The organism is Pseudomonas sp. FG86, from assembly GCF_057808775.1.
Window position 1 is genome coordinate 20,118 of the sequence record NZ_JBMDIS010000009.1, and the last position, 21,300, is coordinate 41,417.

General features: G+C 59.9%; 23 protein-coding genes. 14 read left to right on the top strand and 9 right to left on the bottom strand.

What is annotated here, in order from left to right:
- Window positions 1-36 precede the first annotated feature (36 nt).
- Together ACODSV_RS08605 and ACODSV_RS08610 are read right to left on the bottom strand one after the other, a co-directional pair.
- Window positions 37-1,389 carry a GntP family permease gene (locus ACODSV_RS08605; RefSeq protein ID WP_150095323.1) on the bottom strand — a complete coding sequence of 451 codons (1,353 nt, stop codon included), beginning with the start codon at window positions 1,387-1,389 and terminating at the stop codon, window positions 37-39.
- 84 nt (window positions 1,390-1,473) lie between these two features.
- Window positions 1,474-2,007 (bottom strand): gluconokinase, encoded by a 534-nt coding sequence (locus ACODSV_RS08610; protein ID WP_024077060.1) that lies wholly within the window; start codon window positions 2,005-2,007, stop codon window positions 1,474-1,476.
- Between the two features lie 212 nt (window positions 2,008-2,219).
- On the opposite strand from ACODSV_RS08610, the gene gntR reads away from it, so the two are divergent.
- From gntR to ACODSV_RS08640, 6 genes are all read left to right on the top strand, one after another.
- On the top strand, window positions 2,220-3,251 hold the full coding sequence (gntR, locus tag ACODSV_RS08615) for an HTH-type transcriptional regulator GntR (protein ID WP_168233484.1): 1,032 nt from the start codon (window positions 2,220-2,222) through the stop codon (window positions 3,249-3,251).
- 310 nt (window positions 3,252-3,561) lie between these two features.
- The gene (locus ACODSV_RS08620; protein WP_024077062.1) at window positions 3,562-3,795 is read left to right on the top strand and encodes a DUF6124 family protein; all 234 of its coding nucleotides are present in this window, start codon (window positions 3,562-3,564) and stop codon (window positions 3,793-3,795) included.
- 171 nt (window positions 3,796-3,966) lie between these two features.
- Window positions 3,967-4,599: a glutathione S-transferase family protein gene (locus tag ACODSV_RS08625; RefSeq protein ID WP_024077063.1), complete on the top strand. Its 633-nt coding sequence runs from the start codon at window positions 3,967-3,969 to the stop codon at window positions 4,597-4,599.
- 16 nt (window positions 4,600-4,615) lie between these two features.
- Window positions 4,616-5,353 (top strand): NAD-dependent epimerase/dehydratase family protein, encoded by a 738-nt coding sequence (locus ACODSV_RS08630; protein ID WP_150056023.1) that lies wholly within the window; start codon window positions 4,616-4,618, stop codon window positions 5,351-5,353.
- A gap of 139 nt (window positions 5,354-5,492) precedes the next feature.
- Window positions 5,493-6,908: an MFS transporter gene (locus ACODSV_RS08635; RefSeq protein WP_102625304.1), complete on the top strand. Its 1,416-nt coding sequence runs from the start codon at window positions 5,493-5,495 to the stop codon at window positions 6,906-6,908.
- A 133-nt stretch (window positions 6,909-7,041) separates the two neighbouring features.
- Entirely contained in the window at window positions 7,042-7,554 is a 513-nt protein-coding gene (locus ACODSV_RS08640) for a hypothetical protein (RefSeq protein ID WP_024077066.1), read from the top strand.
- Between the two features lie 149 nt (window positions 7,555-7,703).
- Here the strand turns inward: ACODSV_RS08640 and ACODSV_RS08645 are convergent, their stop codons facing one another.
- On the bottom strand, window positions 7,704-8,576 hold the full coding sequence (locus tag ACODSV_RS08645; protein ID WP_150056022.1) for a LysR family transcriptional regulator: 873 nt from the start codon (window positions 8,574-8,576) through the stop codon (window positions 7,704-7,706).
- A 96-nt stretch (window positions 8,577-8,672) separates the two neighbouring features.
- Between ACODSV_RS08645 and gstA the strand changes: the two genes are divergently transcribed.
- The 3 genes from gstA to ACODSV_RS08660 all read left to right on the top strand — a co-directional run bounded on the left by gstA (window position 8,673) and on the right by ACODSV_RS08660 (window position 10,945).
- The gene (gstA, locus tag ACODSV_RS08650) at window positions 8,673-9,275 is read left to right on the top strand and encodes a glutathione transferase GstA (protein ID WP_024077068.1); all 603 of its coding nucleotides are present in this window, start codon (window positions 8,673-8,675) and stop codon (window positions 9,273-9,275) included.
- 354 nt (window positions 9,276-9,629) lie between these two features.
- Complete coding sequence (locus ACODSV_RS08655) at window positions 9,630-10,067, top strand: GNAT family N-acetyltransferase (RefSeq protein ID WP_150056021.1); 438 nt, start codon at window positions 9,630-9,632, stop codon at window positions 10,065-10,067.
- 59 nt (window positions 10,068-10,126) lie between these two features.
- Window positions 10,127-10,945 (top strand): class I SAM-dependent methyltransferase, encoded by an 819-nt coding sequence (locus tag ACODSV_RS08660; RefSeq protein WP_150056020.1) that lies wholly within the window; start codon window positions 10,127-10,129, stop codon window positions 10,943-10,945.
- A 75-nt stretch (window positions 10,946-11,020) separates the two neighbouring features.
- Here ACODSV_RS08660 and def read toward each other — a convergent pair whose 3' ends face one another.
- The 3 genes from def to ACODSV_RS08675 form a co-directional block, all read right to left on the bottom strand.
- On the bottom strand, window positions 11,021-11,560 hold the full coding sequence (def, locus tag ACODSV_RS08665) for a peptide deformylase (RefSeq protein WP_024077072.1): 540 nt from the start codon (window positions 11,558-11,560) through the stop codon (window positions 11,021-11,023).
- A gap of 3 nt (window positions 11,561-11,563) precedes the next feature.
- Window positions 11,564-12,514 carry a YihY/virulence factor BrkB family protein gene (locus tag ACODSV_RS08670; RefSeq protein ID WP_150056019.1) on the bottom strand — a complete coding sequence of 317 codons (951 nt, stop codon included), beginning with the start codon at window positions 12,512-12,514 and terminating at the stop codon, window positions 11,564-11,566.
- Between the two features lie 181 nt (window positions 12,515-12,695).
- Window positions 12,696-12,881 carry a CsbD family protein gene (locus ACODSV_RS08675; protein ID WP_150056018.1) on the bottom strand — a complete coding sequence of 62 codons (186 nt, stop codon included), beginning with the start codon at window positions 12,879-12,881 and terminating at the stop codon, window positions 12,696-12,698.
- Window positions 12,882-13,081: 200 nt separating this feature from the next.
- Between ACODSV_RS08675 and ACODSV_RS08680 the strand changes: the two genes are divergently transcribed.
- Window positions 13,082-13,459: a hypothetical protein gene (locus ACODSV_RS08680; RefSeq protein WP_024077075.1), complete on the top strand. Its 378-nt coding sequence runs from the start codon at window positions 13,082-13,084 to the stop codon at window positions 13,457-13,459.
- Between the two features lie 117 nt (window positions 13,460-13,576).
- Here ACODSV_RS08680 and fadD1 read toward each other — a convergent pair whose 3' ends face one another.
- Both fadD1 and fadD2 read right to left on the bottom strand, forming a co-directional pair.
- A complete protein-coding gene (gene fadD1, locus ACODSV_RS08685; RefSeq protein ID WP_024077076.1) occupies window positions 13,577-15,268 on the bottom strand; it encodes a long-chain-fatty-acid--CoA ligase FadD1 in 1,692 nt (563 codons plus the stop codon).
- A 383-nt stretch (window positions 15,269-15,651) separates the two neighbouring features.
- Window positions 15,652-17,340: a long-chain-fatty-acid--CoA ligase FadD2 gene (gene fadD2, locus ACODSV_RS08690; RefSeq protein ID WP_024077078.1), complete on the bottom strand. Its 1,689-nt coding sequence runs from the start codon at window positions 17,338-17,340 to the stop codon at window positions 15,652-15,654.
- A 222-nt stretch (window positions 17,341-17,562) separates the two neighbouring features.
- Here fadD2 and ACODSV_RS08695 point away from each other — a divergent pair, with 222 nt between their 5' ends.
- Together ACODSV_RS08695 and ACODSV_RS08700 are read left to right on the top strand one after the other, a co-directional pair.
- Window positions 17,563-18,507: an alpha/beta hydrolase gene (locus ACODSV_RS08695; RefSeq protein WP_150056538.1), complete on the top strand. Its 945-nt coding sequence runs from the start codon at window positions 17,563-17,565 to the stop codon at window positions 18,505-18,507.
- A gap of 57 nt (window positions 18,508-18,564) precedes the next feature.
- Entirely contained in the window at window positions 18,565-19,035 is a 471-nt protein-coding gene (locus ACODSV_RS08700; protein WP_024077080.1) for a MaoC family dehydratase, read from the top strand.
- Window positions 19,036-19,171: 136 nt separating this feature from the next.
- Here the strand turns inward: ACODSV_RS08700 and ACODSV_RS08705 are convergent, their stop codons facing one another.
- Window positions 19,172-19,639, bottom strand: coding sequence for a ferritin-like domain-containing protein (locus ACODSV_RS08705; RefSeq protein WP_024077081.1), 468 nt, complete (start codon window positions 19,637-19,639; stop codon window positions 19,172-19,174).
- Window positions 19,640-19,846: 207 nt separating this feature from the next.
- Between ACODSV_RS08705 and ACODSV_RS08710 the strand changes: the two genes are divergently transcribed.
- Both ACODSV_RS08710 and ACODSV_RS08715 read left to right on the top strand, forming a co-directional pair.
- A complete protein-coding gene (locus tag ACODSV_RS08710; RefSeq protein ID WP_003213031.1) occupies window positions 19,847-20,083 on the top strand; it encodes a DUF3820 family protein in 237 nt (78 codons plus the stop codon).
- 11 nt (window positions 20,084-20,094) lie between these two features.
- Window positions 20,095-21,270, top strand: coding sequence for an aminotransferase class V-fold PLP-dependent enzyme (locus ACODSV_RS08715; RefSeq protein ID WP_150056118.1), 1,176 nt, complete (start codon window positions 20,095-20,097; stop codon window positions 21,268-21,270).
- The last annotated feature ends 30 nt before the right edge of the window (window positions 21,271-21,300 follow it).

Here is a 21,300-nt window from a genome sequence, read left to right on the forward strand (position 1 = left end):
TGATTGGGTTTTCACCCTGGCCTTGTGGTGTGTCTGTTAGACCACCAACGACAGCAACATGATAAAGATCAGCGCCACCACCGACAGGATGGTTTCCATCGCCGTCCAGGTCTTGAATGTCTCGGCCACGGTCATGTTGAAGTACTGCTTGACCAGCCAGAAGCCTGCATCGTTAACGTGAGACAGGATCAACGAGCCCGCCCCGGTCGCCAGTACCAGCAGCTCGCGGTTGACCCCTGGGATCATCCCCACCACCGGCACCACAATGCCAGCACCCGTAATGGTCGCTACGGTCGCCGAACCCGTCGCCACACGAATCACCGCCGCCACCAGCCACGCCAGCAAAATCGGGTTGATCTGCGCGTTGACCGCCATATGGCCGATCACGTCACCCACACCGCTGGTCACCAGCATCTGCTTGAAGCCACCACCGGCACCGATGATCAGGATGATCGCGGCGGTCGGCGCCAGGCTGGCGTCGAGCAGCTTGAGGATTTGTTTGGAGTGGATACCCTGGCGATGGCCAAAGGTGTACAGCGACAGCAGCAAGGCCAGCAGCAAGGCGCTGATCGGGTGACCGATCATGTCCATCCAGTTGCGCACCACGTGGCCTTCGGCCAGGGCGATGTCGGCGAAGGTTTTCAGCAGCATCAGGAACACCGGCAGCAGCACGGTGATCAGGGTGATGCTGAAGCTCGGCAACGTCTTGTGCTCCGACTCGCGGGCCAATTGGTCGACCAACTCCTGGGACGGGTTGCCGGGAATGTACTTGGCAATGAACGTACCGAAGATCGGGCCGGCAATGATGGCGGTCGGCAGTGCGACGATCAGGCCATACAGGATGGTCTTGCCGATATCCGCGCCAAACACGCCGATGGCCAGCAGTGGACCCGGGTGCGGTGGCACCAGGCCGTGCACCGCCGACAGGCCGGCCAGCAACGGGATACCGATCTTGATCAGCGACACGCCGGTACGGCGCGCAACGATAAACACCAACGGGATCAACAGCACAAAGCCGATCTCGAAGAACAGCGGAATGCCCACCAGGAACGCGGCGAACATCATGGCCCACTGGACCTTTTCCTTGCCGAAGGCGCGGATCAAGGTCTGGGCGATCTGATCGGCACCGCCGGATTCAGCCATCATCTTGCCGAGCATCGTACCCAGCGCGAGGATGATGCCGACAAAGCCAAGCACCCCGCCGAAACCGTCCTGGAATGCCTTGATGATCTTGTCCACGGGCATACCCGAGGTCAGGCCGAGGAAGCCGGCCGCGATGATCAGCGCAATGAACGGGTGAACCTTGAACCGGGTAATCAATACGATCAGCCCGATGATGGTAACGACTGCATCTAACAGCAGGTACGACTCGTGGGATATGCCAAACATGGGGGGTCTCTCCTGTTTGTTGTTGTTATTAAAACGGGTGTTGAATTTCCTGCCGGGGATAGCGCTATCTTGTCCGGCAAAAAATTATCGGGTTGGTTCAAAACCGTGTTGCAGCCACCAGGCGTTGGTCTGCTCGGCCAGCGCCTCGACGCTGTCTTCGCTGGCGTTTAGAGCCAGGGTCAGGGGCTCGCCCTTGGGCGATTCAAGGGTGGCGAACTGGCTGTCTATGAGGCTGGCCGGCATGAAATGGCCGGGGCGATGGGACACGCGGTCGGCGGCGACTTCACGGGTCAGTTCCAGGAATACAAAGCCCAGGCCAGGCGCGGCTTCGCGCAGGTGGTCGCGGTATTTCTTTTTCAGCGCGGAGCAGGTGAGTACCGGGTGTTCACCGGCTTTGAGCGAGCGGCGCAGTTCATCGCACAGGATGTCTAGCCAGCCGGCGCGGTCGTCGTCGTTGAGGGGGTGGCCGGCGCTCATCTTTTCGATGTTCGCGGCGGGGTGAAAGCTGTCGCCTTCAATGGCCGTGGCACCGTTCAGGCGGCACAGGGCCTCGCTGACGCTGGTCTTGCCACAGCCGGCAACACCCATGATGACCAGGGCGGTAACAGGTTGACTCATGGAACACCTCAGGACGCAGATAGCGCTACCTTTGCACGCTGTAAGGCGAGTGCAAAAACAGGCTTTTCCCGCGCCGTCTTGTCATTTTTATGGAGTGACGCGTGCATCCGCTCCAATCATTTGAACCGGATCAGGCAACCCAAAGTTCAATAATTTGCAGCCTTTTGGAGACAGCGCTACCTTAGTGCCTCGATTTTTGTTTGGCAAGCCGCCTGATGACCTCTAAGAACGATAAAAATACCCGCACCACCGGTCGCCCTACCCTCAATGAAGTCGCCCGCCTGGCCGGCGTCAGCCCGATTACCGCCTCGCGCGCGCTGCGCGGCATCAGCACCGTGGCCACCGAACTGGTGGAAAAAGTGCAGCGAGCCGCCGCCGAACTCAACTATGTGGTCAACCCCGCCGCCCGCGCCCTGGCTTCGGCCCAGAGCCATTCGGTGGTGGTGTTGGTGCCGTCGTTGTCCAACCTGCTGTTTATCGAAACCCTCGAAGCCATCCATCAGGTACTGCGGCCCAAGGGGTTCGAAGTACTGATCGGCAACTCCCATTACTCGCGCGATGAAGAAGAAAACCTGCTGCGCAACTACATGGCCTACCAGCCACGGGGGTTGCTGCTGACCGGGTTCGATCGCACCGAAAGCGCGCGACGGATGGTCGAGGCCAGCAATGTGCCCTGTGTGTACATGATGGATCTGGACCCTAATGCGGGCGTGAACTGCGTGGGTTTCTCACAGTTGGCCGCAGGTGAAACGGCAGCGGCGCATTTGCTCTCCCGTGGGCGCAAGCGCCTGGCCTATATCGGCGCGCAACTGGACCAACGTACCCTGCTGCGAGGCGAGGGTTTCCGCCGGGCGTTGCAACAAGCGGGAATGTACGACCCGGCGCTGGAACTGCTGACACCGCGCCCTTCCTCGGTCGGCCTGGGTGGCGAGCTGTTCCTGCAATTGCTCGCGGCGCACCCGGATGTGGACGCAATCTTCTTCGGCAACGACGACCTGGCGCAAGGTGCGCTGCTGGAAGCCCTGCGCCATGGCATCAACGTGCCGGAGCGCGTGGCGGTGCTGGGCTTTAACGACCTGCCAGCGTCGTCTTTCATGGTGCCGCGCTTGAGCAGCATCAGCACCCCCAGGGAAGCGATCGGTCGACGTGCGGCGGAGCATTTGTTGACGATCATGGCGGGCAATAGGATCGCCAAGCCGGTAGTGGATATGGGGTTTGAATTGCAGGTGCGGGAAAGCACGTAGGACGCCTGTAGGATGAGGCTGACATTGCGGTAAGCGCCTTGCCCGGTTGCCTACGCTTACGTCAGAATCCGCCGGCTTGTGCGCTTGAGGGGTGATCTTTAAGGTTTGCCGGTCGCTGAATTTCTCGGTGATCGGGTTTAGTAGCCTGAAGCTCTCCACACATATGCATAAGCCAACCATGGTGGCTGTGCGTAGGGCGCCTTCGGGTGCGCCGGGTTTGTGTGGGATTACCGGTCTACTAACCTGCGTACAGCTGCCACCCATTCGTTTAGTAGCGATTAGGGTGTTGGCACAGCCAGGTACTTCAACCATGCAAAGCGTCAATCCCCCGACTACGCTGTTCACGCTCATCCCCGATGTCCCCACCGAAACCCTGCTGATCAACAGCTACGAAACCGTGTGCTCCGTCAGCACCTTGCTGCTCGACCTGTCTGATGACCTTACCGGCAAACACCGTGATGTTGCCCTGGCCATTCACCAATTGAGCGAACTAAGCGTGTTGCTGGTGGGCAAAGCCATGGACCAGCACGCACCACGCTGCTAAGGCCCTACTGGATAAAAATGTGGGAGGGGGCTTGCCCCCGATAGCGGTGAATCAGTCAGCCTATCTGTAGCTGACCCACTGCATATCGGGGGCAAGCCCCCTCCCACATTTTTTAACCGCGCCTACTTGGCCCCTGCTAGATTAACCACTCTCCACCGCCAGGAAAGCACCATGGGACACTCACTGAAAATCTTGGGCCGTACCTCGTCGATCAACGTGCGCAAAGTCCTGTGGACCTGCCAGGAACTGGGCATAGACTATGTGCGCGAAGACTGGGGCATCGGTTTCAAACCCACCCAATCCGCCGAATTCCTGGCCCTGAACCCCAATGCCCAAATTCCGGTACTGATCGATGACCACGGCGTGCTGTGGGAATCCAACACCATCTGCCGCTATTTGGTGAACCTCTACCAACGCCACGACCTGCTGCCCATCGAACCCGCACCGCGCGCGCGGGTCGAGCAGTGGATGGACTGGCAGGCGACCGAACTCAACCCGTCCTGGGGCTATGCCTTCCAGGCGCTGGTGCGCAATAGCCCCGACCATCAGGACCCGCAACGCATCGCAGCCGGCGTGCAGGCCTGGAACGACAAGATGGGGCTGCTGGAACAACAGTTGGCTAAAACCGGCGCCTACGTGGCCGGCGATGATTTCACCCTCGCCGACATCCTGATCGGCCTCTCGGTGCATCGCTGGCAGATGACGCCCATGCAGCGGCCGCCCTACCCCGCCATTGCGGCGTACTACCAGCGGCTCAGCCAGCACGCCGGCTTCAAGACCTTCGCCCTCGACGGTCACAATTAAGCACAAGGACAAGCACGTGAAAGGATTCAACGTACTGCTCACCGGCGCTTGCGGCAGAATCGGCAAGACATTTTTCGAGGCTTCGAAAGAGCGCTACCGTTTCATCCTCACTGACCGCGTCGCGCCGGATTTCGACCTGGGTGACCACCGCTTCGTACACGCCGACCTTAGCGACCGCTCCACCCTCAGCGCCCTGCTCGAAGGCATCGACGTGATCGTGCACCTGTCGGGCATCCCCCACGCCAGCGCGTCGTTCGAGGAGTTGCTGCCCAACAATATCCTCGCCACCACCTACCTGTTCGAAGCCGCCGTGGCCGCAGGCGTGCAGCGCCTGGTATTTGCCAGCAGCGCCCAGACCATCGAAGGCTACCCGGTAGACCGCCAGATCACCCCCGGCATGCCCGTGCTGCCTGCCAACCTGTATGGCGTGAGCAAATGCTACGGCGAGGCGTTATGCGGTTATTACGCAGCGAAAACCCCGCTATCGACCATCGCCCTGCGCATCGGCGCCTTCGAATTCCCCGAGGCCCATGACCTGCGCAACGCCCGCGACCTCAGCGCCTGGCTTAGCCCCCGTGACGCGGTGCAATTGCTGCAACGTGCAGTGGAAACAGCCGGCGTCAAACACCTGATCGCCCATGGCATCTCCAATAACCGCTTCAAGCGCCTGGATTTAAGCGAAACCACGCGCGTGCTGGGCTATCAACCGGTGGATGACGCGTTCCAGACCTTTGAAATTCCGATCACCTTCTGAGCACACGCCATAAAACCTTGAAACACCACGCCGACGCGCAATAAATCAGCGAATCGGCGTGCCATCGCGGGCAACTTCACAAGCGGCGATTTCCGTTAGCAGGCTAAGATTCCACTTTACTGCCCCTGGAATCCGCCCCATGTCGACACTCACTGCCTCTGCCACGGACGGCATCGACCCGGTCCGTGCCGCCCATATCAGCGCGCGCATCGACCGCCTGCCGGCTGTCGCCAGTATCTGGCGCCTGGTGGCGCTGCTGTCGATTGGCGGTTTTTTCGAGCTGTATGACCTGTTCCAGACCGCCTACATCAGCCCAGGGCTGATCAAGGACGGCATCTTTGCCACCGGCAGCGGCGGTGTATTCGGCTTCTCCGACCAGGCCGCGTTCGCCTCGGCGACCTTTCTTGGCCTGTTCCTCGGGGCCAGCCTGCTCAGCCCCATCGCCGACCGCTTCGGGCGCCGGGCGATCTTCACCTTCGCGTTGATCTGGTACACCGTCGCCACGGTGTTGATGGGCATCCAGACGTCCGCCCTGGGCATCATCTGCATGCGCTTCCTGGTGGGCATCGGCCTGGGCATCGAGCTGGTCACCATCGACGCTTACCTGTCGGAACTGGTGCCCAAGCGCATGCGTAGCTCGGCGTTCGCCTTTGCGTTTTTCATCCAGTTCCTGTCGGTGCCGGCGGTGGCCTTGATGTCGTGGTGGCTGGTGCCCCAGGCGCCGTTCGGCGTCGCCGGCTGGCGCTGGGTAGTGCTGTCGAGTGCAGTGTTTGCGCTATTTATCTGGCAACTGCGCAAGCGCCTGCCGGAATCACCGCGCTGGCTGGCGCAGAAAGGTCGTTTCGGCGAAGCCAGTGCGATCATGGACAACCTCGAAGCCCGCTGTCAGAAGGATTACGGCCAGCCGCTGGATGAGCCCGAACCGGAAACCGTCAGCGTGCAAGGCAGCGGCCGCTTTGCCGATATCTGGCAACCCCCGTACCGCCGCCGTGCGTTGATGCTGATCGTGTTCCATGTGTTCCAGGCCATCGGTTTTTTCGGCTTTGGCAACTGGCTGCCGGCGTTGCTCTCGGGCCAGGGTGTCAGCGTGACCCACAGCTTGCTGTACGCCTTTATCATCACGCTCGCCTACCCTTTGGGGCCGTTGTTGTTCGTGAAGGTGGCCAACCGCTTTGAAAACAAATGGCAGATTGTCGGCTCGGCCATGGGCGCGATGATCTTCGGTAGCCTGTTCGCCCTGCAGACCACGGCGGTAGGGTTGGTGATCTGCGGGGTGATGATCACCTTCTGCAATGCCTGGTTGAGCTTCAGTTATCACTCGTACCAGAGCGAACTGTTCCCGACCAATATCCGCGCGCGGGCGGTGGGGTTCTGTTATTCGTTCAGCCGCTTGTCCACGGTGTTCAGCAGCCTGTTGATCGGTTTTATCCTCGAACACCTGGGCACCCCAGGCGTGTTGGCGTTTATCGCCAGCAGCATGTTGATCGTGATGATCACCATCAGTTGGTTCGGGCCGCGTACGCGCAATCTGGCGTTGGAAAATATCGCCCACTGACGGCAACGATTGGCCGTCGACGGGACAACTATTGCCGCGACGGCCGCGCGCCCCCCAGTAAAACCGGGGTGATGCTGCCCGGCACGCTAATTGCTCCTCATGAGGCACCGTACATTTCCCCAGGTGAACCATCATGCTGGTTAACAACAACACTCAAGCCGTATCGACCGTCCAACAGCTCAAGCGCCCCGATATGGACCCCGCCAACGCCGCCGCCAGCACGCTATACAGCGGTGCCCTGCAAGCGGCGCAGCAAAGCGTGACCGTGCCAGTTGTACAGAAGGCACTGGACAAGGCCAACGATCGCATCGACGAAGCCTTCGCCAAGACCCGTGTGCAGTTGCAAGCGAGCACGGCAGCCACTCCGGCGACCACGGATGTACCCGCCGCCGGTTCCACCACCAGCAGCGCACGCGCAGACTTCACCGATTACATGAGCAAAACCCCGGCCGAACGTATTCGCGAGCAGTTGCTCAAGGAGCAAGGGTTGACCGAGGAACAAGTGCAGGCCATGCCCCAGGAAAAACAGGATGCGATCGCCAAGCAGGTGGCTGAGCGCGTGAAAGTACAACAAGAGCAGCAGGTAGCGGCGAAGACCGCGGCGCCCCAGGCGCAGTCGGTGAAAGACACCCTCGCGGCGATCTAAGCAACCGCGCAAGGCAAACCCTGTCTGCGACTTGGCGCTGTCGTACAGCAAACCGGCCCCCTGATGGCGAGCGGGCCGGTTCCCGATCGCTGAGTGTCAGTCTCAACCTTGGGCGACTGATCCATCGCCCCCTGGTGGATTCGAGCGCATCAACGTTCAGCCAGCATCTTCAACAACGCGGCGGCGGCGGCCGAAGGTGGGCGGTTGGGTGAACCGACCAGGGCAAACTCGCGGTACCGCGGCGCTGTCAGCGGCATCACGCGTAAACCCTGGCGCTCGACCGGCAGGGCCATCTCCGGCACCAGCGTCACGCCAACGCCTTCGCGTACCAGGCTGAAGGCGCTGCTCCATTCGCGGACTTCCACGCGGATATCGCGCAGGGTCAGCCCTACCGCGGCGCCCAGGCTGCGGGCATTGGCGCTGCAACCACCGGTGGCAAGCACGAAGGCTTGTTCGAACAGTTCCTCAAGACTTACGCTTGCATCGGCCGGGCGTTGTGCCAGTGGATGGTTCGTCGGCAGCACTGCCATCCAGCAGTCACGGCCCAATACGGTGGCCTGGCGCTCGGGCTTGGGGTTGAGCACCACGCCCAGGTCGATCAGGTCGGCCTCGAGCAGGGTCAGCACCTCGTTATCGGTAACATCCAGGGTGGTGACGTCGATACCGGGATATAACTGGCGGAAACGTTGCAAAAACGGCGTCAGAAAGGTCGCGAGCACCATGGGGAAACTAGCGATGCGAATCGTCCCCCGCAGCATGGGCCTGGCTTCATCCACAGTACTGCGAATCGCCTGCAAGGCCCCGAGCATCACCCGCGCCTGCTCGATCACACTCAGCCCCAGGGCGGTGGGCAAGGTCTTGCGCGGCTCGCGGGTAAACAACTGCGCACCCAGCGTCGCCTCCATGCCAGCCATGGCCTGGCTGGCGGCGGACTGGGTCATGCCGACATGTCCGGCGGCGGCGGTGATGCTGCCGTGATCGGCCACCGCCACCAGCAGGCGCCAGTGCATCAGGTTCATCATGACAGTCGCTGTCCTTATGGCAGGGGTCTGGAGGTTTAATTTTACGCAAGGTGCCACGGCGGTGAGACTGGCGCAAATTCAACGGAGCTGTCACAGATGAAACTGTATTTCTTCCCCAATGCCTGTTCCCTCGCCCCCCATATCGTGCTGCGCGAATTGGCGCTTCCGTTCGACCTGGTGCGCGTGGATAACCAGGCCAAAACCACTGCCGATGGCCAGGACTTCCTGCAGATCAACCCCAAGGGCTATGTGGCAGCGCTGCAACTGGACAACGGCCAGGTGTTGACCGAAGCCAGCGCGATCCTGCAATACCTGGCCGACCTCAAACCCGACGCGGGCCTGGCCCCGGCCAATGGCAGCTGGGAGCGCGTGCGCTTGCAGGAGTGGCTGAATTTTATTGCGACTGAAATTCATGGTGGGTTGGCAGTGTTTTTCAACAATGCGATTCAGGGCGAGGTCAAAGCCTCGTTCCAGGCCACGCTGTTCAAGCGCTTCGCGGTGCTGGTGCAGACCCTGGAGCACCAGGATTACCTGTTAGGCGCGCACTATTCGGTAGCGGATGCCTACCTGTTCGTGGTGCTGCGCTGGGCGGGGTTTCACGCCATTGATCTGGGCAAGTGGCCGGCGCTGGCGGCGTTTCAACAGCGGGTGGGCGAACGGCCAACGGTCATCGCCGCGCTGGCCGCCGAAAATTCATGATCTGAAATAGACGCCAGTGTGGCACCGGCTCGCCTGCAATGACGGGGGGCTGCATGCGGCACAGAGCAGGTGTTTCCTGCTCTGTGCAATGAGGCGGGAAAATCTGGCAGATCATTGGGTTATAAGCTTGTCACTCAGTGACCAAACAGACCTGTGTCGGTTTTCTTGGCTTTCTTGTCGGCGCGTTTTTCGTCGGCGGTTTTTGCCGGTTTCTTCTTCGCGGCTTTCTTTGAATCCATACCTTTGGCCATGATGCGTGCTCCACTTACAGGGGATGTAACACTGGGTATACCACCTATTGCCCTACAGAAGGCGCTTATAATCCCCGGCCCGTGATTACGCTGCCTGAAGACCATGCCCGAGTTGACCATCGATCTGCTGGCAGAGCCCCTGTGGCCGCTGCTGAACAAGTTTTATCGCAGCCACCAGTCGTCGATGAAGGCGCTCAAGGGCGGACGTCTGTGGGTGGCGCGCAGCCGCGAGATTGTCGCCGGCCTGTGCCTCACGCCCGTGGTTGGCGGGCAATGGTTGACGGGCGTGTTTGTCGACCCGGCGTATCGCGGCCAGGGTCTGGCAGCCCGCTTGATCGGTGCGGCGGTGGCAGATGTGGAAGGCACAGTGTGGCTGCTCTGTCATCCGGAGCTGGAAGGCGTTTATCAGCGCATGGGCTTTACCCAGGACACGCTGTTGCCGCAATCCCTCAGCGAACGACTGGTGCGCTACAAGCGTAACAAGCCGATGATTGCGATGGGCTTAGAACCTTTGGTGAGGTCGACCTCGGATAATGTGTGATCGGCCGACACTGGGCCCATGCTAGCCTCGACGGCACAGAAGCCCTCTACAGGATGATCATGAAAACGACGCTTGCAGCTCTGTCCCTCACCGCCCTCCTCGCGCCAACCTTCAGCCAGGCCGCCGACGCGCCGATTACCGCCAAGCAATACGCCAGTGTGCTGGCCGGCAGTTGGCGCGACCCGGCCAACAGCGCGCGTGACGTCTATCGCCATCCACAGCAGACACTTGAGTTCTTTGGCCTGGGCGCCCAGCAGAGGGTGATCGAAATCACCCCAGGTGGCGGCTGGTACAGCGAGATTCTCGCACCGCTGCTCAAGGACCACGGGCACTACATCGCCGCCGTGCAGGCCCCCAGTGTGAGTGCCTACGCGCGCACGTCGGAAGAAAACCTGAAAAAGAAATTCGCCGCCGACCCGGCGCGCTATGCCAATGCTGAAGTGGTCGAGTTCGATCCCAAGGCCCCGGTGTTCGGCAAACCCGCTTCGGCGGATGCCGTGCTGACGTTCCGCAATGTGCATAACTGGGTGTTGGCCGATACCGCCGAGGCCACTTTCAGCGGGTTCTACAACGTGTTGAAACCGGGTGGCGTGCTGGGGGTGGAAGACCATCGCGCCAAGGACGGCGCAAACCTTGACGCCATCAAGGACAGTGGTTACCTGACCACGGCGCAGGTGGTGAAGCTGGCGACCGATGCCGGGTTCAAACTGGCCGGGCAGAGTGAGGTCAACGCCAACCCGAAGGACACCAAGGACTATGCCGGCGGCGTCTGGACCTTGCCGCCGACGTTGAAGCTGGGCGAGCAGGATAAGGCCAGGTATGTGGCGATTGGCGAATCGGACCGGATGACGTTGCGGTTCGTCAAACCAGCCAAATGATCTGACTCACCGCCGCCCCCCTGTGGCAGGGGGCAAACCAGCCCCTTCCACAGGGATTTGTGGGTATCGGCGAGGTTATTCGTCGGCCGTCGGATCCATGTCCGGGAACATCACTTCGATAAACCCGAACTTGCTGAAGTCGGTGATCCGCGACGGGTACAGCCGGCCGATCAGGTGGTCGCATTCATGCTGCACCACGCGCGCGTGGAAGCCTTCGGCGATACGTACGATCGGCTCGCCCTTGGGGTCGAAACCTTCGTAGCGAATCTGCTGGTAACGGTCTACCGCGCCACGCAGGCCGGGTACGGAAAGGCAACCTTCGTAGCCCTCTTCCAGTATCGGGCTCAGCGGTGTGATCAGCGGGTTGATCAGGATCGTCTGTGGTACGGCCGGAGCGTCCGGGTAGCGTTCACTGCTCTCGAAACCAAAGATCACCAGTTGCAGGTCGACGCCAATCTGCGGTGCGGCCAGGCCGACGCCGCCGACGTGCTCCATGGTCTGGAACATGTCGTCAATCAATTGCCACAGCTCGGGGCTGTCGAACATTTCCGGCGGGACCGGTGGCGCGATACGCAGCAGGCGTTCGTCGCCCATTTTCAGGATTTCACGGATCATCGATCAGACTTCGTCAGGGGTGGGCTTGGAATGGTCTCGGCCGAGGCCAGAGACGTGCTGTTTCTCACTCACGTGGGTGTGTGTATCGAATGCCTTTTCGCCGGGGTCCTTGCCTTCGGCGGACATGTGCTCGATCACGGCATTCATCTCCGCACCGAGCAACAACACGGCAGCAGAAATATAGAAGTACAGGAGCAGGACAATGATTGCACCGATACTGCCATACATGGCGTTGTAGTCGGCGAAGGTCTTGACGTAGTAGCCAAAGCCCAGGGAGGCGACGATCCACACCACCACCGCCAGCACGGAACCTGGGGTAATAAAGCGGAATTTCTGCTCGACATCGGGCATCACGTAGTACATCAGGGCCACAGCGAACATCAGCAGGACCACGATCAGCGGCCAGCGCAGGATGGTCCACAAGGTGACCACGAATTCCTGCATACCGATTTGCCCCGCCAGCCACTCCATCACCTGCGGCCCGAGCACCATCAGCGCGGCGGCGGCCAGCAGCATGCCGGCGATGCCCACGGTGTAGAAAATCGACAACGGAAACCGCTTCCAGATCGGCCGCCCTTCGACCACGTCGTAGGCGGCGTTCATCGCGCTCATCATCAAGCGCACGCCGGCCGAGGCGGTCCATAGTGCAATCACGATACCCACCGACAGCAGGCCACCCTTGGACTGCTGCAACTGGTCGATCACCGGGTTGACCTGCTCCAGGGCCTGGGGCGGCAACACCAGTTCCGACTGCAGGCGCAGCCAGGTGAAAAAGTCCGGCAGGTGCAGGAAACCGATCAAGGCAATGAGGAACAGCAGGAACGGAAACAAGGAAAACAGCATCTGGTAGGCCAGTGCCGAGGCGTAAGTCGACATCTCGTCGTTGACGAATTCCTTGACCGTGCGCACCAGCACTGTGTGCAGCTTGAGGCCATCGAGTACCGGAAAAATCATAGCGTCTCCTTTCGCCGCAAAAAGGTTGAGTTCAGGGGCGACTCAGGGGCCGTTTTCTACATCAAAGTAGCCTATCTGGCGACTTTGAAACAATTTCAAGAATTTAGTTGCACCGCCGCACATAAAAACGGCCATCCGTGGATGGCCGTTGGGCTGAAGGAACACAGCCAGCGATTCAGGTTTACCGGGTCGCTTTTTTCACGGCGTCCTTGGTGTCGCCGACGGCTTTCTGCACTTCGCCTTTCTTTTCCTGAATGACACCTTCAGCACGCAACTTATCGTTGCCGGTCACTTTGCCGACGCCTTGCTTGATGTTGCCGACAGCTTCGTTCGCGACGCCTTTTACCTTATCCGATGTGCTGCTCATGGTATGCCTCCGAAAGAACAATCAAGGGTTTTGGTCATTACCTAAAGATTGACCCGGGGCTGTTCGGCAGAGTTTCAATTATTTTTCGGTGGGCATTTCATCGCCATGCGCAGGTTTGGCTTTATGTTTTGCGGCCAACCCACGAGAATGCGCGGCACATTCAGGCTATAACGCTGAATAACAGATCCCGTAGGAAGGTTATGAAACTCAATAAAGCACAGGCCATCGCCCGCAGAAACCAGGAACTGGGCGGTGCCGTTCTCGGCGTCAACAACTGCCATTTCACCGACCTGGACCGCAAACGCAATATCTGGTGGTTCGACTTGCCGGTGGCGCGGATTGCCGTGGGCCAGTACGAGTGGATTCACCTGTTGATGCACAACGCCGAGACCGACCAGTTGCTGCACCTGAAGGTGCCGACGGTATTCCTGCGTGAAAAGCTCGAAGGGCTGGTGGTGCGCAATGCGGGCAAGCGCAAGCCGGAGATTACCCTGGAGCTGAGCGCGGACAAGGATTCGTTCCTGAAGGATGTGCGTCCGGCGGGTGCCGGTGTCAACTTCGCGCAGTTCGCCCTGTAGGAACGCGGCAAAAAAAATGTGGGAGGGGGCTTGCCCGCGATAGCAGAGTGTCAGTCACTGAATCGGTTGACTTCACACCGCCATCGGGGGCAAGCCCCCTCCCACATTTGGGTTACGTTACTTTTTAAGACCGAGTTTCTTCAGCTCTTCATCGCGCAACTCACGACGCAGGATCTTGCCCACGTTGGTGGTCGGCAACGCATCGCGGAACTCCACGGCCTTGGGCACCTTGTAGCCGGTGACATTGGCGCGCATGTGCTCCATCACCTGGTCCTTGGTCAGGGTCGCCCCCGGCTTGACCACGATGAAGATCTTGATGTGCTCCCCGGATTTTTCGTCCGGCACGCCGATGGCCGCGCATTGCAGCACGCCCGGCAGGGTCGCCAGCACGTCTTCGAGTTCATTGGGGTAGACGTTGAAACCGGAGACCAGAATCATGTCCTTCTTGCGGTCGACAATGCGCATGTAGCCGTCCGGCTGGATGATCGCGATGTCACCGGTCTTCAGCCAGCCTTCGCTGTCGAGAATCTCTGCGGTAGCGTCTTCGCGCTGCCAGTAGCCCTTCATCACCTGCGGGCCCTTGACGCACAGTTCGCCGACTTCACCGAGGGCCAACTCGACGCCGTCATCGGTGATGACTTTGCACAGGGTCGACGGCACCGGAATGCCGATAGTGCCAATCTGGATGTTCTGGATCGGGTTGACCGTCGCCACCGGGCTGGTCTCGGTCATGCCGTAGCCTTCGCAGATGTTGCAACCGGTCACGGCCTTCCAACGCTCGGCCGCCGCCAGCTGCAGGGCCATGCCACCCGACAGGGTGACTTTCAGTGCAGAGAAGTCCAGCTTGCGGAAACCTTCGTTGTTGCACAGTGCCACGAACAACGTGTTCAAGCCGACAAAGCCGCTGAACTTCCACTTCGACAGTTCCTTGACCATCGCCGGCAGGTCGCGCGGGTTGCTGATCAGGATGTTGTGGTTGCCGATCAGCATCATCGCCATGCAATGAAAGGTGAACGCGTAGATGTGGTACAGCGGCAGCGGGGTGATGAGAATCTCGCACCCTTCGTTGAGGTTCGACCCCATCAGCGCCTTGCACTGCAGCATGTTGGCCACCAGGTTGCGGTGGGTAAGCATCGCGCCCTTGGCCACGCCGGTGGTACCGCCAGTGTATTGCAGCACGGCCACATCGCTGCTGGCCGGGCTGGCATCGTTGACCGGCTGGCCGTGGCCCTTGGCGAGCACCTCGTTGAACTTGATCGCCTTGGGCAAGTGATAGGCCGGGACCATTTTCTTCACGTACTTGATGACGCTGTTGATCAGCAGGCGCTTGAACGGCGACAACAGGTCGGCAACCTCGGTGACGATCACATGCTTGACGGCGGTCTTGGGCACGACCTTTTCCGCCAGGTGAGCCATATTGGCCAGGCACACCAGGGCCTTGGCGCCGGAATCGTTGAATTGGTGTTCCATTTCCCGCGCGGTGTACAGCGGGTTGGTGTTGACCACGATCAGGCCGGCACGGATAGCGCCGAATACGGCGACCGGGTATTGCAGGACGTTGGGCAGTTGCACGGCGATACGATCGCCGGGCTTCAAGTCGGTATGCTGTTGCAGGTACGCGGCGAACGCGCCGGACAATTCGTACAATTCACCGTAGGTGATTGTCTTGCCCAGGTTGCTGAAAGCCGGTTTGTTGGCGAAGCGCTGGCAGGACTGTTTCAGTACCGCCTGAATATTTGGATACTCGTCTGGATTGATGTCTGCAGCAATCCCGGCGGGGTACTTATCCTTCCAAAAGTCTACGTTCATGGAAGCCCACTCCTCAGCGACGCGAATTCATCATCGCATTTGATGCGATTATTATTGGTGTATGTTTTTTTAGGTGAGTCTGGCGCGTTCAAGCAGGCCGAGAGGTCACAAAGCGCGCCGAGAGTAGCAGCTTTGCCAAGGGCCGACTAGATCCAAAAGAGGGCCCTACAGTCATAATCATGACTGTCCTACAATATTTGGTCACACTCTAAACAAGGGTGAAATCACCCAGAAAAAGGCTCTGGAATAGGCCCTTCAAGGCGATAGACAGCAATGTGGGAGGGGGCTTGCCCCCGATAGCAATGGTTCAGCCAACACATTTGGTGACTGATACATCGCCATCGGGGGCAAGCCCCCTCCCACATTGTCGAGCCCAATTCCAATCAGGCGATATCGCGCAACTCACGCCGCAAAATCTTGCCCACCGGTGTCATCGGCAACGACTCGCGCAGCACAATATGCTTGGGCACCTTGTACCCCGTGAAGTTGGTCTTGCAGTAGCTCTTCAACTCTTCAAGGCTCACGCCCTCGGCCCGCGCCACCACGAACAGTTTCACCGCCTCCCCGGTGCGATCGTCCGGCACGCCGATCACCGCGCAGTTGGCCACCGCCGGGTGGGCCATCACCACGTCTTCGATTTCGTTCGGATACACGTTGAAACCCGAGACAATGATCAGGTCCTTCTTGCGATCCACAATGCGGATGAAACCATCGGCGTCGATCACCGCAATGTCGCCGGTCTTGAGCCAACCCTCGGCGTCCAGGGTCTCGGCGGTGGCGACCGGTTGCTGCCAGTAGCCCTTCATCACTTGCGGACCTTTGATACATAGCTCGCCGCGCTCGCCCAGGGGCAACTCGACGCCCTCTTCATCAATGACCTTCATCGCTGTGGCCGGCACCGGGATACCTACGGTGCCCAGACGAGACTGCTTGCCATAGGGGTTGGTACTGGCAACGGGGGAGGTTTCAGTCAGGCCATAGCCCTCGCCGATTGTACAGCCCGTGATCTGCTGCCAGCGTTCGGCCGTGGCCTTGATCAGCGCGGTACCGCCGGAGTTGGTGAGCTTGAGGTGGGAGAAATCCAGGCTCTTGAAGTCCGGATGGTCCATCAGTGCCACGAACAGCGTGTTGAGCCCGAGCAACCCGGTAAAGCGCCAGTTCTTCAGCTCCTTGATAAAGCCGCCGATGTCGCGCGGGTTGGTGATCAGCACGTTGTGGTTGCCGGAGACCATCATGCACATGCAATTCGCGGTGAACGCATAGATGTGGTACAGCGGCAGCGGCGCGATCATCACCTCCTGCCCTTCCTTGATCAGCGGATGGCCATCTTCGCCAATCTGCGACATGCACGCGCGCACCTGCTGCATATTGGCCACCAGGTTGCCATGGGTGAGCATCGCGCCCTTGGCCAGGCCGGTGGTGCCGCCGGTGTATTGCAGCACGGCGATATCGTCGAGGCTCACCGGATGGCGGATCAGACCCTGCCCCGCGCCCATGCGCAACGCGCGCTTGAACGACACCGCACGCGGCAGGTGATAGGCCGGCACCATCTTCTTCACTTTGTCGACTACGGTGTTGACCAACCAGCCCTTGGCGGCGGGCATGAAGTCGCCCATCCTGGCTTCGATCAGGTAGTCGATCTCGGTATCGGTGCAGACCTCCTGCACCCGCGCCCCGAACAGGTTAAGGTAGACCAGGGCACGAATGCCGGCGTCCTTGAACTGGTGGCGCATCTCGCGCGGGGTGTACAACGGGTTGGTGTTGACCACAATCAGCCCGGCGCGCAGCGCACCGAACACCGCAACCGGGTAGTGCAGCACGTTGGGCATCTGCACCGCGATGCGATCACCGGGCTTGAGGTCTGTGTGCTGTTGCAGGTAGCCGGCGAACGCCGCGCTCTGGCGTTCAAGTTCGGCGTAGGTCAGCGTGATCCCCATGTTGCTGAACGCCGGACGGTCGGCAAAAGCCTTGCAGGAACGCTCGAAGACTTCGATCACCGACTTGTAGCTGGTGAGGTCGATGTCATTGGGGACACCCGCCGCGCGTTTGTCATTCCAGAAATCAGGTTGCATTATTCTTGTCCTCTTACCTGAGTGTGTCCGGCCGCTGCAGCTATAAAAAGCGTGCTGCTATAGAAAGCGGAGCTTTGGGGACGTTAGCAGTAATGGCCAAACAGGCAAATACAGAACTGAGCTTCATTAATTGCGTGAATCTTCCTACAAGGGCTTGCACAGATCAGCCGCAACCCTCGGGATGAGCTATACACTGCAACGACCCTGAGCAAAGGAACCGCCATGAACCACACCACCTTCTGGCTGACCGCGAATGACCGCAGCCGCCTGTACGTCAACCAGTGGCTGCCCGACGGCACGCCCAAGGCCCTGGTGATGCTGTCCCATGGCATGGCCGAGCACAGTGGTCGCTACGCGCGCCTGGCCCAGGCCTTGTGCGGCGCCGGCTACGGCCTGTATGCGCTGGACCAGCGCGGCCATGGCCGCACCGCTGACGAAGGTACGCTAGGGTTGTTCGCCGAGCAGGACGGCTGGAACAAGGTGGTGGGTGACCTGGCCAGTCTCAATCAGCATATCGGCCAGCAGCAGCCGGGCCTTCCGATCATTTTGCTGGGGCACAGCATGGGCAGCTACATCGCCCAGGCCTACCTGCTGCACCACAGCGCCAGCCTGGACGGTGCGATCCTCAGCGGTTCGAATTTCCAGCCGGTGGCGCTGTATCGCGCAGCGCGAATCATCGCCCGCGCCGAACGCCTGCGCCAGGGCCCGCGCGGGCGCAGTACATTGATTGAATTCCTGTCATTCGGATCGTTCAACAAGGCGTTCAAACCCAATCGCACCGGTTTCGACTGGCTCAGTCGCGACCCGGTTGAGGTCGACAAGTACATCCATGACCCACTCTGTGGTTTCCGCTGCACCAACCAGCTGTGGATCGACCTGCTGGGTGGCTTGCAGCAAATCAGCAAAGCGTCCAATCTCGCGCAGATCGATCCCGGCCTGCCGATCCTGGTGATGGGCGGCGAATGTGATCCGGTGAGTGAAGGCAAGCGTCTCAAAAGCCTGGCCAACGCATTGCGCGAGGCCGGCTGCCGGAACCTGCAACTGACTATCTACCCACAGGCGCGTCACGAAGTGTTCAACGAAACCAATCGCGACGAAGTCACAGCGGATGTGCTGACGTGGCTCGACCAGGCCTTGAGTTTGCGCAGGCCAGCCCGCTGCGAATAATTTTTCCTTTAAAATCATCCGTTTAAATTATCGATTAGCCACAGGATGCACCTTTAGATGACCCAGGTAACCAACACCCCGTACGAAGCCCTCGAAGTTGGCCAGACCGCCAGCTACAGCAAGACCGTCGAAGAGCGCGACATCCAACTGTTCGCCGCGATGTCGGGCGACCACAACCCGGTGCACCTGGATGCCGAATACGCCAAGGCGACCATGTTCAAGGAGCGTATCGCTCACGGCATGTTCAGCGGAGCGCTGATCAGTGCGGCGGTGGCCTGCGAGCTGCCTGGGCCGGGCACGATCTATATCGGCCAGCAGATGACCTTCCAGAAGCCGGTGAAAATCGGCGATACCCTGACCGTGCGTCTGGAAATCCTCGAGAAGCTGCCTAAGTTCCGCGTACGCATTGCCACCCGTGTGTTCAACCAGCGTGATGAGCTGGTGGTGGATGGCGAAGCCGAAATCCTCGCACCGCGCAAGCAGCAGGTAGTCACCTTGACCGAACTGCCGCCGATCAGCATCGGCTGATAGCCATTTCAGAGTCAGCACAATGCAAATGTGGGAGAGGGCTTGCCCCCGATAGTGGAGGATCAGTCATTGAAATATCGACTGATCTTCCGCTATCGGGGGCAAGCCCCCTCCCACAATTGTTACAGCGCAGGGCTTACGACTGAGCGCGAGCCTGGTTACGCAGGGCTTTCACCTGGTCGTGGTTACGTTGCACGCCGTGGAACTGACGTTCAACCAAGTCACGAATGCCCAGCAAGTTGTGCTTGTTGATCTTCTCGATGGCTTCTTTGTAAGCCTTCAATGCGTGGTCTTCACCGCGCTCGGCTTCGTTCAGCACAGCCTCTTCATCTTTACCGGTCACCATCGACTTCACGTCGACCCAGCCACGGTGCAGGGCACCGGCAACGCTGCCGGAATCTTCTGGGTCACCGCCCAGGGCACGCACGGCGGTTTTCAGTTCGGCGGCGGCAGTGGCGCAGTCAGCGGAGCGCTTGGCAAACAGAGCCTTGAGTTCTGGGTGCTTGATATCTTCAGCGCATTCCTTGAAGCCTTTCTGGCCGTCGATGCTGGTCTCGATCAGGTCGTTGAGTACGGAGATGGATTCTTTGTTGATGTCGGTCATTTTTCAATTCCTTAGGCAGGTGAAGAAGGGTTGCCTTAATGATTGCAGCGCCCGTGCCAGTTTTTTAAAAAATGCTTTTATGTTTATTTTCAACAACTTAAAAATATTTGAACCATCTGTATGTACGTTATTTGCATGATCTGTCATTTGGCCTTCATGCAGAATGCCTGTATTTTCCAAGGTCTCGACGCAAACGCCTGAGCCTTCATGAATCCCGAAAAACTCGAACTGCTGATCACCCGCGAAATGCCCTTCGGCAAGTACAAGGGACGCATCATCGCGGACCTGCCTGGCCCTTACCTGAACTGGTTTGCCCGTGAAGGTTTCCCCCACGGCGAACTCGGCGGCCTGCTGGCCCTGATGCAGGAGATCGACCACAACGGCTTGTCCGAACTGCTGGAACCGCTGCGCGCCAAACACGGCAAACCCGCCCCTCGTCATTAGGAACCTATGCCATGCCATGGAATGCAGATAACGAAACCCACTGGCTGGCCATCGCCCAGCGCTATGCCCTGGAGCCAGGCCCGATCAACCTGGAAAACGGCTACTTCGGGCGCATGAGCCACGCGGTGCAAGCGCAGTACCTGGAGCACGTGGCGTTTATCAACCGCAGTAACGCGGTGCATGTGCGCCAGCGTTTCGAGCAGGGCGAGAACGAGACGATCCGCCGCCAACTGGCCGAGCTGATCGATGCCGCCCCCGAAGCCGTCACATTCACCCGCAATGCCACCGAAGCGTTGCAGTCGTTGATCCGCAACTACAACCGCCTGCAACCGGGCGATCAGGTGCTGATCAGCGATCTGGAGTACGACACAGTGAAAGGCGCCATGCGCTGGCTGGCCGGCTACAGAGGGGTGGAGGTGATCGAAATGTCCCACGCTCATCCGGCCAGTTTCGACAGCTTGGTGCAGACCTATCGTGATGCGTTCGAGCGCTACCCGCGCCTCAAGCTGATGGCGCTGACCCACGTGACCCATCGCACCGGCCTGGTGATGCCTGTCGAGGCCATCGCCAGGGCTGCACGTGAGCATGACATCGACGTGATCCTCGACGGCGCTCATGCACTGGGCCAGATCGAGTTCAACCTCGCCGAGCTGGGCATTCAGTTCGCCGGCTTCAACCTGCACAAATGGATCGGCGCGCCGCTGACCCTGGGGTTTCTCTATATCGCCCCCGAACGCCTGGCTGACATAGATCCGGACATGGGCGAGTTCCACTACCCCGCCACCGACGTTCGTGCACGTACGTCGTACAGCACGCCAAACTTTCCGGCACTGATGACCTTGCCCCTGGTGTTTGAAGAGCATCGCGCAATGGGCGGCGCGAAAGCCAAGGGCGCCCGGGTCAATTACCTGAGGGATTTGTGGGTGAGCCGGGTACGGCCGTTGCCGGGCATCGAGGTACTGACGCCGGACGATCCACGGCTGTATTGCGGGATTACGGCATTCAAGTTTGTTGGCCGGGATCAGCAGGTAATGGCGGACCGGTTGCTCAAGGACTTCAACCTGTTTACCACTACGCGTGTCGGAGCGTCGTTCGGTACCTGCATTCGGGTGACGCCAGGGTTGCTCACCTCAGCGGCGGACATCGATGTGCTGGTCAACGCCATTACCGAGCTACGCAGCGATTAAACGTGGGAGAGGGCTCAGTTTTTTGCAGGC

Bases quoted from the DNA above. Each gene is read 5' to 3' on its own strand.
- ACODSV_RS08605 (WP_150095323.1), bottom strand. From the start codon at position 1,389: ATGTTTGGCATATCCCACGAGTCGTACCTGCTGTTAGATGCAGTCGTT.
- ACODSV_RS08610 (WP_024077060.1), bottom strand. From the start codon at position 2,007: ATGAGTCAACCTGTTACCGCCCTGGTCATCATGGGTGTTGCCGGCTGT.
- ACODSV_RS08620 (WP_024077062.1), top strand. From the start codon at position 3,562: ATGCAAAGCGTCAATCCCCCGACTACGCTGTTCACGCTCATCCCCGAT.
- ACODSV_RS08625 (WP_024077063.1), top strand. From the start codon at position 3,967: ATGGGACACTCACTGAAAATCTTGGGCCGTACCTCGTCGATCAACGTG.
- ACODSV_RS08635 (WP_102625304.1), top strand. From the start codon at position 5,493: ATGTCGACACTCACTGCCTCTGCCACGGACGGCATCGACCCGGTCCGT.
- ACODSV_RS08640 (WP_024077066.1), top strand. From the start codon at position 7,042: ATGCTGGTTAACAACAACACTCAAGCCGTATCGACCGTCCAACAGCTC.
- ACODSV_RS08645 (WP_150056022.1), bottom strand. From the start codon at position 8,576: ATGATGAACCTGATGCACTGGCGCCTGCTGGTGGCGGTGGCCGATCAC.
- gstA (WP_024077068.1), top strand. From the start codon at position 8,673: ATGAAACTGTATTTCTTCCCCAATGCCTGTTCCCTCGCCCCCCATATC.
- ACODSV_RS08655 (WP_150056021.1), top strand. From the start codon at position 9,630: ATGCCCGAGTTGACCATCGATCTGCTGGCAGAGCCCCTGTGGCCGCTG.
- ACODSV_RS08660 (WP_150056020.1), top strand. From the start codon at position 10,127: ATGAAAACGACGCTTGCAGCTCTGTCCCTCACCGCCCTCCTCGCGCCA.
- def (WP_024077072.1), bottom strand. From the start codon at position 11,560: ATGATCCGTGAAATCCTGAAAATGGGCGACGAACGCCTGCTGCGTATC.
- ACODSV_RS08670 (WP_150056019.1), bottom strand. From the start codon at position 12,514: ATGATTTTTCCGGTACTCGATGGCCTCAAGCTGCACACAGTGCTGGTG.
- ACODSV_RS08675 (WP_150056018.1), bottom strand. From the start codon at position 12,881: ATGAGCAGCACATCGGATAAGGTAAAAGGCGTCGCGAACGAAGCTGTC.
- ACODSV_RS08680 (WP_024077075.1), top strand. From the start codon at position 13,082: ATGAAACTCAATAAAGCACAGGCCATCGCCCGCAGAAACCAGGAACTG.
- fadD1 (WP_024077076.1), bottom strand. From the start codon at position 15,268: ATGAACGTAGACTTTTGGAAGGATAAGTACCCCGCCGGGATTGCTGCA.
- fadD2 (WP_024077078.1), bottom strand. From the start codon at position 17,340: ATGCAACCTGATTTCTGGAATGACAAACGCGCGGCGGGTGTCCCCAAT.
- ACODSV_RS08695 (WP_150056538.1), top strand. From the start codon at position 17,563: ATGAACCACACCACCTTCTGGCTGACCGCGAATGACCGCAGCCGCCTG.
- ACODSV_RS08700 (WP_024077080.1), top strand. From the start codon at position 18,565: ATGACCCAGGTAACCAACACCCCGTACGAAGCCCTCGAAGTTGGCCAG.
- ACODSV_RS08705 (WP_024077081.1), bottom strand. From the start codon at position 19,639: ATGACCGACATCAACAAAGAATCCATCTCCGTACTCAACGACCTGATC.
- ACODSV_RS08710 (WP_003213031.1), top strand. From the start codon at position 19,847: ATGAATCCCGAAAAACTCGAACTGCTGATCACCCGCGAAATGCCCTTC.
- ACODSV_RS08715 (WP_150056118.1), top strand. From the start codon at position 20,095: ATGCCATGGAATGCAGATAACGAAACCCACTGGCTGGCCATCGCCCAG.